This is a genomic window from Candidatus Desulfatibia sp., from assembly GCF_036446775.1.
Lineage (GTDB): Bacteria > Desulfobacterota > Desulfobacteria > Desulfobacterales > UBA11574 > Desulfatibia_A.
Genome location: NZ_JAZFTO010000215.1, coordinates 1 through 11,108, shown reverse-complemented (window position 1 = coordinate 11,108; position 11,108 = coordinate 1). Strand labels below are relative to the sequence as shown.

Annotated in this window: 10 protein-coding genes; 2 read left to right on the top strand and 8 right to left on the bottom strand. The window is 46.5% G+C overall.

The window, feature by feature from the left end; genetic code table 11:
• Together hypA and hypB are read left to right on the top strand one after the other, a co-directional pair.
• The coding region (gene hypA / locus V3S16_RS10295; protein ID WP_413884620.1) for a hydrogenase maturation nickel metallochaperone HypA at positions 1–452 on the top strand (452 nt) is incomplete at its 5' end.
• A gap of 82 nt (positions 453–534) precedes the next feature.
• The gene (gene hypB, locus V3S16_RS10290; RefSeq protein WP_413884618.1) at positions 535–1,308 is read left to right on the top strand and encodes a hydrogenase nickel incorporation protein HypB; all 774 of its coding nucleotides are present in this window, start codon (positions 535–537) and stop codon (positions 1,306–1,308) included.
• Between the two features lie 144 nt (positions 1,309–1,452).
• Here the strand turns inward: hypB and serA are convergent, their stop codons facing one another.
• From serA to V3S16_RS10250, 8 genes are all read right to left on the bottom strand, one after another.
• Positions 1,453–3,045, bottom strand: a complete 1,593-nt coding sequence (gene serA, locus V3S16_RS10285) for a phosphoglycerate dehydrogenase (protein WP_413884616.1) — start codon at positions 3,043–3,045, stop codon at positions 1,453–1,455.
• 9 nt (positions 3,046–3,054) lie between these two features.
• Positions 3,055–4,227: a cysteine desulfurase NifS gene (gene nifS, locus V3S16_RS10280; protein ID WP_413884614.1), complete on the bottom strand. Its 1,173-nt coding sequence runs from the start codon at positions 4,225–4,227 to the stop codon at positions 3,055–3,057.
• Positions 4,224–5,054: a Fe-S cluster assembly protein NifU gene (nifU, locus tag V3S16_RS10275; RefSeq protein WP_413884612.1), complete on the bottom strand. Its 831-nt coding sequence runs from the start codon at positions 5,052–5,054 to the stop codon at positions 4,224–4,226. The genes nifS and nifU overlap by 4 nt, the downstream gene beginning before the upstream one ends.
• Positions 5,055–5,397: 343 nt before the next feature.
• Positions 5,398–6,600: a hypothetical protein gene (locus V3S16_RS10270; protein ID WP_413884610.1), complete on the bottom strand. Its 1,203-nt coding sequence runs from the start codon at positions 6,598–6,600 to the stop codon at positions 5,398–5,400.
• 141 nt (positions 6,601–6,741) lie between these two features.
• Positions 6,742–7,722, bottom strand: coding sequence for a polyprenyl synthetase family protein (locus V3S16_RS10265; protein WP_413884608.1), 981 nt, complete (start codon positions 7,720–7,722; stop codon positions 6,742–6,744).
• Positions 7,710–9,035, bottom strand: a complete 1,326-nt coding sequence (gene rimO, locus V3S16_RS10260; protein WP_413884606.1) for a 30S ribosomal protein S12 methylthiotransferase RimO — start codon at positions 9,033–9,035, stop codon at positions 7,710–7,712. The genes V3S16_RS10265 and rimO overlap by 13 nt, the downstream gene beginning before the upstream one ends.
• A gap of 289 nt (positions 9,036–9,324) precedes the next feature.
• On the bottom strand, positions 9,325–10,359 hold the full coding sequence (locus V3S16_RS10255) for an FAD:protein FMN transferase (protein ID WP_413884604.1): 1,035 nt from the start codon (positions 10,357–10,359) through the stop codon (positions 9,325–9,327).
• Between the two features lie 548 nt (positions 10,360–10,907).
• Positions 10,908–11,108 (bottom strand): hypothetical protein (locus tag V3S16_RS10250; protein ID WP_413884602.1); only part of this gene is annotated, 201 nt, incomplete at its 5' end.

Here is an 11,108-nt window from a genome sequence, read left to right as displayed (position 1 = left end):
GCGGCCTTGCTCATCGAAAAAATATCTCATTTATGAATTGGAAACTACTTAGCGTTCAAATATTTTTTTGTTTACGGTTTATCCGAGTTAGGTTTCTGATGCATGAAATGGGTATCGCCATGCAGGTCGTTGAGATTGCCATCGCATCCATCCCCACCGGGATGGAAAACGTTAAGGTTGAAAGGGTCAATCTGAAAGTAGGCAAACTGTCTGCTGTCGTGCCTGACAGCCTGCGATTCTGCTTTGAGATTGTGGCCAAAGATACTCCCCTTTGTGATGCAGAGCTTCATATTGAGGAGATCCCGGTGGTTGTGAGGTGCGATGATTGCAATACGCAAGTGGCCATCAGCGAGCCGGTTTTTACTTGCCAAAAATGCAACAGCGGCAACGTAAATTTAATTTCAGGCCGGGAGCTGGATATCGAGTCCATCGAAGTTGCTCAAGAGGAATAAGTTCTCAATTCATCAAAGCATATCCGGAAAGCCTCTCTGGGCTGAAATTATTCATTAAGAAGTTACTATAAGGATGCACTAAATGCCGATCACATTATATAAAACTCAAAAATACAGCCATCACAAACCATCTCAAAAACCTTCCCATTCCCATGTCAAAGGCAGTGGAAAAACCGGAACACGCGAGATAAAGGTTGTCCGCAGAGTGCTGGATGTTAACGACACCATTGCAGAGCAGAACCGTCATATGTTTGCGGAAAAAGGGGTTTTTGTACTTAATGTAATGAGCTCTCCGGGTTCCGGCAAAACCGAAACCCTTGTAAAGACCCTGGGACATATTATGATGGAAGTCAGAAGCGCGGTAATTGTGGGAGATATCTGTACTTCAAACGATGCCGACCGGCTTGCCGCTGCGGGTGCTCCGGTTGTGCAGGTCAATACGGATGCCTTTGGAGGTGACTGTCACCTGAGCGCCCATGTCATTCAAACGGCGGCAGGCAACTTTGAGCTGCAAAAGATCGATCTTTTGATCGTAGAGAACCTTGGCAACCTGGTATGCCCGGCCGAGTTTGACATCGGCGAGGATTTGCGGGTGGTTATTTTAAGTGTGACCGAAGGTGAAGACAAGCCGGTCAAATATCCGCTGATGTTTCGCGTATGCGACGCGGTGCTTTTAAACAAGACCGACTTGCTGCCGCATCTGGACTATGACCGCCAGGCGGCTTTGAAATATATCCAGCAGGTGCATCCCGGCATCCCGGTCTTTGAAATCTCGGCCAAGACCGAGGAAGGTTTCACCCCCTGGATCGACTGGCTCAAGCAGAAGGTATGGCACAAATTGAGAAATTCAAGATAGGCGTTCAGAGTTCAAAGGTTCAAAGGTTCAGAGGTTCAGGGGTTCAAAGGTTCAGAGGTTCAAAGGTTCAGAGATTCTGGGGTTAGCGCAGAACCTAGAACCCAGAACGCAGAACCCAGAACGCAGAACCTAGAACCTTTCAGTTTAGGGCAGATGTACTTGACGGGCGGAGATAATGTTGGGCAAAGATTTTATCTCTTCAAGGACTTTTTCATCTGCCGGGGAGTCGATGTTTACCATGCACAGGGCACGATCATCCCGCCGGCCTAACTGGAAGCGGCCGATGTTGATGTTGTGGCGGCCCAAGGTTGTGCCCACATTGCCGATAACACCCGGCCGGTCAAAATTCTGAATAAAAATCATCGATCCTTCCGGGATCGCATCCAGATAGATTTTCCCGATTTTTACAAGGCGGAGATATTTTTTTTCAAAAATCGTTCCCCAGATCTCGTCCGGTTCCTCTTTGTGGTCTTCCAGTTTTACCCGGATTAAGCCTGCAAAATCATCCCTGGCCTGGCTTTGGGTGATATTGACATTGATCCCCTTTTCAGCGGCAAGGGCCGGAGCATTGACGTAGTTCACCGGTTGATCGCTAAAGGCTCCCAAAAGGCCTTTCAAGACGGCATGTGTCAGCGGCCTGGTATCAAAGGCGGCCACATCTCCGCTGTAACTTATGGTGATGTCGTGAATTTTTTGGGCGAGTTGGCCCATCAGCGATCCCATTTTTTCGGCAAGCTCGAGATGGGGACGAATCTGATCCATAGCTTCCAGGGATAGGGACGGAAAATTGACGGCATTGGTAATGATACCATTTAAAAGATAAGCAACCATCTGGTTTGCAATCATTTCGGCAACCTTGATTTGGGCTTCACCGGTACTGGCGCCTAAATGCGGCGTAGAGATTACATGCGGATGCTGGAGCAACGGCAGCGTCGGGTCCGGCGGTTCCTGGGGGAATACATCAAGGGCCGCGCCGGCAACATGACCATTTAAAATGGCCTCATAAAGATCATCTAATTGGATTACTTCTCCGCGGGCGCAGTTTATGATCCTCACGCCCGGCTTCATCTTTTTAATGGTCGCAGCGTTGATCATTTCGACCGTTTCCTTAAGACGGGGAACATGCAGAGTGATAAAATCGGAACGGGCCAGAAGATTGTCCAGGGGGACAAGTTCAATTTCAAGGGAACTTGCGGCATCTTTGCTGACAAAAGGATCTGTGGCGATAACGTTCATGTTCAACCCTTGGGCCCGTTGTGCCACGATTCTGCCGATCTGTCCGAAACCGACGACGCCTAATGTTTTGCCGGCTATCTCAATACCTATCAGTTTCTTCCGGTCCCATTTGCCGCTACGAATAGAAGCCGTTGCTTGAGGAATGTTTCTGGCAAGGGACAGCATAAGAGAAATAGTATGTTCGGCCGTGGTCACCGTATTGCCCCCCGGAGCGTTCATAACGACGATCCCTTGTTTGGTGGCCGCCGGCACATCGATATGGTCCACCCCGATACCGGCCCGGCCGATGACCTTTAGCTGTCCGGCGTTTTTTAATACCTGTTCAGTAACCGTGGTTGCGCTCCTGATCACAAGGCCGTGGAATTTATCAATAATTTTAGACAATACTTCAGGGTCGCTGGTGGCCTTGTCGTTATCGACGACAACTTCTATTTTTCCGGTGGCCTCAAGAATATCCTTGGCAAGCGGGGACATATTGTCCCTGATCATGACTTTGTACATACCTGATACCTAACTAGTGGACTTTTGTTCTTTCCAGAAGGGTGACATTTCCCGCAGCCGTTCGATAATCGGCGGAAGCTTTTCAATGATAAAGTCGATTTCTTCTGTAGTGTTGTATATACTAAGGCTGAATCGAATCGAGCCGTGCGCCGCCGTAAACGGCACCCCCATGGCACGCAGCACATGGGACGGCTCCAGCGAGCCGGATGTGCAGGCCGAGCCGGAGGAGGCACAGATGCCAAACTCATCCATCATCAGAAGAATCGATTCGCCTTCCACGTATTCAAAGGCTATGCTGGATGTATTGGGGAGGCGGTTTTTGCTGTCTCCGTTTATCAAGGCGCTGGGGACGCGTTTTAATAGTTCGTTTTCAAGCTTGTCTCTTAATTCTTTTACACGGGTAATGTCTTTTTTCAGGTGAGCTGCCGCCAGTTGACTGACTTTTCCCAGCCCGATGATGGAGGCAACGTTCTCGGTTCCGCCTCGGCGGCCGCTCTCCTGGTGACCACCTATGAGAAAAGGGAAGAACTTAGTTCCCTTGCGGACATAGAGGGCACCGATGCCTTTTGGCCCATGAAACTTATGTCCGGACAGGGAAAGCATGTCTATGCCAATATTTTTTAGATCAATGGGTATTTTACCGATGGCCTGGACCGCGTCGGTATGAAAAACAACGCCGTGTTCTCTGACAGTCCGGGAAATCTCTTCAACTGGAAAGATCACGCCGGACTCGTTATTGGCCCACATGATGCTGACAATAGCGGTATCATCGGAAAGGTTTTTGTAAAGATAATCCAGATCAAGGCGCCCCTGGCGGTCAACGGGCACAAAAGTCACGCGGTAACCGTTTTTGGAAAGGTATTCAAACAGATTCTTTACCGCGGGATGTTCGACCCTGGATGTTATGATGTGTTTCTTGTCGGGATAAGACTCGATTGCGGCCCGGATCGCCGTACTGTCACTCTCCGTACCGCAGCTGGTGAAAATGATCTCTTCGGGTGCTGCGCCAATCAGGGCGGCCACGTCAGCGCGGGCTTGGATTAATTTCCGGCCGACCTGTCCGCCGAAAGAATGCATACTGGAAGGGTTCCCGTAAAATTCATTAAAGTAGGGCAGCATTTCTTCTATGACTTCCGGTGCAACCTGCGTGGTGGCGTTGTTGTCTACATAGATAACACTCATGATTGCACCTCCTCCACGACGAGATCAGGGGTCACAAGTTCACGCAGCTTAGATTCAACATAATGTTTGAGTGTGATTTGAGATTTTGCACATACCGCACATGTCCCCCGCAGTTTAACAAAGACCCTGTTGCGATCGACATCAACAAGCTCAATATCACCGCCGTCTTTTTTTAAAGCCGGTTTGATCTCACGCTCTAAAGTTTCTTCGATTAATTTGATTTTCTGGATGTTGGTCAAACGCGGGGGCTTTTTCACAGCCGGGCGTTCCCGGCCTAAGAACGCGTCGATAATTTCCTGGATGTTTTCATGACAGTTGCCGCATCCCCCGCCGGCTTTAACATAATCGGTCACATCTTCAATGGTCGCAAGATCATTTTCACTCACAGCCCGCTTTATCTCAAGATCAGTTACCCCGAAACACTCGCAGACGATTTGACCTTCAACTTTTTTTTGTGCCTCCCCCAGATAGTCGACAATCGCTTTTTCAAGCGCATCGCGTCCCATAACCGAGCAGTGCATCTTTTCTTTTGGCAGTCCTCCAAGATAATTGGCGATATCATCATTTGTGATTTTTTTAGCGTCCTCCAGGGAGAGCCCTTTGATTATTTCGGTCAGAGCCGATGAAGATGCAATGGCGCTTGCGCATCCAAATGTTTGGAACTTTGCATCTTTGATCAGCTTATTTTCATCAAGTTTAAGATAGAGGGTCAAAGCATCGCCGCATGCCAGAGATCCAACTTCTCCGACACCGTCGGCATCTTCAATCACTCCCACGTTCTTTGGATTCAGGAAGTGCTCTTTGACTTTGTCGGTATATTCCCACATGGTATCCTCCTATGATTTGATGAATTCGTAAAAAATCGAATTCATCACTTTTTACGAAACCATAAATATTAATAAGCATTCAATTACAAAAAGAAAGATCAGCTTTTCAAAAATTCTTCATAAGAAAGTCTAGTTAGTGTCCATCCACGAATCCAAAATGAACACGAAGGGTGTCCAATTCATAAATGAGATATTTTTTCGATGAGCAAGGCCGCACAAGGGTTTTCGCCCGAGGCGTACGTCTGTACGTCGAGGGCGGAAACCCGCGGCCTCCGGCTCGTAGAGCCTACGCCTCGGAGAGAGAACGCCGCTCATCGGGAAAATAGCCATTTATGGATGGACACTAGCCGGGTACCAGCTCAATCCTTAAACTATTTTCCGACACTTCGTAGATATTAATACCTATAGATTCAAAGATTTTTAAAATCAAGGCGTCGGCAAGTTTTTTAGCACTCCCTTGGAAAGAAACCATAATGATTGCTTGATCAGATTTTATTTCCTTAATCTGCATTTCCTCCACACCGGGCATATCTTTTAACGTGCGGCGGAATTTGATAAAGTTCGCTAAATTGCCGGTTCCTTCAAGCACAATCTCCACCATTACGGGCAGTTGATCTTCTTGCTGCCATGCAGCGGCAATCTGTGATGCGAGTTCCCTGCCGGCAAGGGCTCCGGCAATTGAAAGGGCTTCCCGGCTTCCGGCAATGTCATCGCTATTGGCCGTGACAGCGCTCTGTGTGGTGGATGCTATCTCTGCGCCTGTATCTGTTCGAATTGCTCGGACTGTTACAGAGCCTTTGAACGATCTTATATTCGTTCCCATTATGTTCGGTAGTATAAAAGCGGTAGACTTTCCGAAAATTACCACTTCGGCCTGCAAAAGATCGCCAAAGGCGGCGACTTCCTGGTTGTTAAGATCCGGTTTGCCGTAGACAGTATAAAATCCGTTATTCAGCATAACATTGTCATGATCAATGATTGCAAAACCCTCAGAGGTTAAGGTTTCGGCCATAGAAACTTCGGAAATAGCTTCGAAAAAGGCCGAATCTTTGCCCCACCAATAATTCAACAGGTTGTCTTCAAAATGTTGCTCCGCCACCAGGAACAAAGTCTTTGGCATAACTTTCTTGGCGACCATAATACCTGCTTCTAACAGCTTTTCTTCTAAAACCTTTATTGAAACCGCGGCCTGCACCATTACCCTGTATTGTTTTTTAGCAGGAAATTCAGCCAGAACTTTGTAGCCCTGTATGAACTCGCCGGTCTGACTGTAAATAATTTTGTTAATAGCTTTAAAGTTCCGGACCATAGACTTGATCGGCAGAATCTCTACGGTCACCATATCTACCGCTAAAATCAGGCTGCTGGACACAGCCGCTTCTCTTGCACGGGCAGAATCGCCTTTATAAATAGCTCCGGTTCCTATTACTACCACTGTTTTTATGAGGAGCTGCTCCTCAACCTGAGCGTCCGATAACGGCACCAAAATTGTAAATAAAACAAGGACGGACAGTAATATTTTGGCAACTTTATAGAATAACTGCATCCCGATTTTTCCTCCACATATGTCCAACCCTAATTGTGTCAAAACTCAATTAGGTGTTATCTGTTATTGGTGTTATGTAGCAAATAAATCGAATAACTAATAACAAATAACTTCAATTGAGCGTTATCGCTCAATTGAGGCTCATGCTTGGCGGACCAATGAATAGTCTGCAATCATCATAAGGATTTTTTTGGGTTTCGAGTTCTCAAAAACCGCCAGCGTATTTTTAGCTTTTTTAATATGATTTTGGGCCAATTTTTGGGTATAAGTGATTCCGCCGTATTTATGCAGTAACTCTATCAATGTTTTAAAGTCATTAACAGCAAAATTTTTATCTTTAATAATTTTTTCCATCACAAGCCGGTCTTTGCCATCGGCTGCCCGGAGGGCATAAATAACCGGTAGCGTCAGTTTTCCTTCTTTTAGATCCGCCCCGACGACTTTCCCAAGCGCATGGGTATCCAGGGTGTAGTCGAGCAGGTCATCGATCATCTGGAAAACAAGTCCTATATTAAATCCGTATTCCGCCAAAGCGGCCTCCTTTTCTTTAGGTGCTTCTGCGATCAGGGCACTTGCCCGGCATGCCCCCTGAAAGAGAACGGCGGTTTTGCGCCTGATAATTTCCATATATTCGGCTTCAGCGAGGTCTAAATTCCCTTTTCTCGATAGCTGATGAATTTCACCCTGGGACATGTTCTCTGTGATTTGGGCTATAATTTCAATGACAGCCGGTTGTTGGGTTACAGCGGCAATCGACAGGGCCCGTGCCAGCAAAAAATCACCCACAAGAACTGCGCTGGGATTGTCCCACACCAAATGGGCGGCAGGTTTACCCCTGCGCATGGTTGCTTCGTCCACAAGGTCATCATGCAGGAGGGTGGCGGCATGCAGATATTCAAAAATGGTGGAGAATGTTTTTACATAGTCACCTTTCCAGTCACAGATTTGGGCGGAAAGTACCGCTAACAGAGGCCTTAAGCGCTTGCCGCCGCTGAATAAAATATGGCCGGCGATTTCAGAAACCAGGTCTAGTTGAGGGTTTAAATTTTGCTTAAGAGCAATTTCAATTGCCGCAAGATCATCTTTTACCATGTCAAGGATCTTGTTTTTCAGGTCTTGCATACAATGTCTCCCATAAGATCATATTCAAGAACGTCTGTAACCCTAACGCCGGCAAAGGCTCCCAGCGACAGCTTTTCGGAATGAATATAGGTAATACCGTCTACTTCCGGAGCTTGAAAAAATGTACGACCGGTGAAAAGATTCTTTTTGGCTTCCGTTTCCACCAGTACGTCATAAACTTTTCCGATATGTTTCTGGTTGTTCTCAAAAGAAATTTTTGATTGGCGCAACATCAGCCGGTCGTATCGATCATTTGCCACCCCTTCCGGAATGTGTCCGGAAAGCTTGTGAGAAGAGAGGTCTTTGGAATCGGAGTAGACAAAGACACCCAGATGATCAAAACGGATTTCATCGACAAAATTCACAAGGTCTTTGTAATCTTTATCTGTTTCTCCGGGAAAGCCGACCATTACGGTCGTTCGCAGTACGGCACGGGGCACAAACGATCTTATTTTATCATAAAGTCTGTAAAGATCATCGGAAGTGTAATTTCTTCCCATATTTTTTAAAAGCCTGTTGCTTGCATGCTGAATGGGAATGTCAAAATAGGAACATATATTCCGGTATGCTGCAACTGTCTGAATGACATCAGGGCCGATACTTTGCGGGTGAGCATAGAGTAATCTTACCCAGGCCTCATCAGATATGTCTGCAACACTTTTAAGCACCTGGTCAAGAGAGACCGGCGGGTCCAGGTCGTTTCCATAAGCGGTGGTATCCTGGGCAACCAGTATCAGCTCTTTGAGGCCCTTTGAAATCAGAAAGCGCGCTTCGGCAACTATATTTTCAAGGGGCCGGCTTTTTTGTTTCCCGCGCAGCTTTGGAATAATACAATAGGTGCAATGCCGGCTGCAGCCTTCAGCAATTTTAAGATATGCCATATGAGGAGAACTTAACAGTCTGGGCGTCTCTTGATCTTGAAGGTCTAGAAAGTGCGGGTCCGGCAGGTGGCATCCCGACGGTTCGGCCGGGCCTTTAACGGCCTTTTCGATTTCGTGAAAGGCACCTGTCCCTAAAAAAAAGTCAACTTCCGGTAATGAATCAACGATTTCTTCCCTGAAACGCTCAGGAAGACATCCGGTAACAATCAGGCGCCGGCAGATTCCGGAGTTTTTGAACTTTGCCATTTCAAGGATTGTATCAATGGATTCATTTGTCGCAGATTCGATAAAACTGCAGGTATTTATAATGATAGTATCGGCCTTGCGCGGGTCTGCTGTATGGGGCCATCCGGCTTGCACCAAACGGCCCAGCATCATTTCACTGTCAACAAGGTTTTTGGCACAGCCCAGACTGACAAGATGAATTTTCATGTTTTTAATTTATTTATCTCCTATCCGGTTATTGCGCCGCCAAGCATGTCTGAAAGCCGAAAAATCGTGATAAACCCTTTAGCTATTAGAACGAAAAAAAATACAGTACTGGTCTATGAAAGTCAATCAATATCAGTTTGGCGGTTGACTTCCAATAAAGGTTATGTTCATTGTTTTAACGGTTTAAAAACAAGCCTTTAAGGGGCGGGGAGTTTTTCTGTTTAACCGCTCAATGGACAATCTTTATTTTAAAGCGTGTGATTACGCCAAAGCGGATGAACCCCCTGGGCTAATTGACAATAAAACCTTTGGAGTAGTGATCGATCAGCGCGCCATCTTGTTGCCGGGTAACAATCAAACTCTCCACATTATCGAGTCTGTTGATCAGCTCAAGGCCTTTTTGAGGGCCCAGAACCATGACTGCGGTTGACAATCCATCTGCAAATGTACAGGTGTCGGCCACAATTGAAACACTTACAACCCCGTTCGATATCGGATATCCGCTGTGGGGGTCCAGTATATGCGAATAGCGCTTGCCGTTTAACTCGAAATAGTTTCGGTAGTCACCGCTGGTTGCAAACGCTTGGTTGTGCAGGTTGATCACCTTGTAAATCTGGTCGTAGGGCGCATCTTTTTGGGGCCAGTTGATGCCGACTCTCCAGGGTTTGCCGTCTTTTCTATGGCCGGATGCAAAGACCTCGCCTCCAATTTCCACCAGAAAATTTTCAATGCCGTTGTTTTTGATCAGCGCCGTGACCTGATCGACACCATACCCTTTTGCAATGGAATCAAGGTCAAGGGATACGGTGGCCTTGCGTTTAATCAGAAAGCGGTCGGAAGAAATTACAATCTGATTGAATCCGACATTAGCCAGCTGTACCTGAATTTCAGATTGTTCAGGAATTTTATCTTTATTTTTAGTGCTGTCAAAACCCCACAGGTTTAACAGCGGTTTTACAGTGCCGTCCCAGGCACCATCGGTTAGCTCGTAAATTTTTCGAGCAACGATCATGACCTGCCAAAAATCGTCGGAAATAATAAATTTTTCACCGGCACGCTCCCAGGCATTGAAACGGCTGATTTCGCTGTCTTTTCTGTAAGTGGACATGCTGCGGTTAATATCCTCGAGCCGTTTGTCAATTTTGGTTTGAAGGCCGGCTGTATCTAAAAAATATCCGGCAACAACCGTAATATGGTAGGTTGTTCCCATGGTTTTTCCTGAAAGCTGAACTTCTTTCTGGATTCCGCATCCAACCAAAAAAAGAACGAGAAACGTCAGAAAAATTGCCGGGATATTTCTTGAATTAGCATAAAGATTATACATGTCGCTTCCTATCCCGGATAAACCGTAAAAGACAAAATGCCACGAAAGCACGAAAGTACGAAAACACGAAAAAAAGATATTAGTACAGATCTCGCAAATAATGATAGATGATGCGGTGAAATTTTGGACAAAACGCTCATTCTAATCAAAAAGTTGGGTTCAAAGGTTCAACGTTCAAAGGTTCAGAGGTCGGCCGCCTCGTTATATTACTCCTATGGAATCAATGGTTAAGGAAAAGAGAGCGAAGCGCTTAACCCGACTCGGCTGCCTTCGACATGAGCTCAGGCCGAATGTAGCCGTTCGACCCTGAGCGGCACGACCTGAGCTCGCCGACAGGTCTCACAGCCGAAGGGCTCATCGCAGGCTGAACCGGGAACCCGGAACCTTATAACCTAGACCGACCTGATGTCCAATTTATGTGCAATCCCATGGTATATAAAGGTCTACGGTCATTTATATAAGGTAAATAACGAGGTCTGTGGTAAATGGATGATTATATGTATTGAAACCGAAAATCAAGATGTGATCTGCAAGCGTTTTGGTTTTACTTATTTTTTTCCAAGGTTACGGTCAATTAGGGTTGTATTAATGCCTTTACCTCTGCGTTTTTTCTTGTCATCCTTTTTTTGTTCGTTTACCATCTGGTTATAACAAAGGCCTCCGGGGTTTCCAGATGGTTTCTCTATTTCTAACCCCTTGTAATCAAGAGTGAGGCCCGAATTGATTGAACCCGGGTGTTGTACGGGATA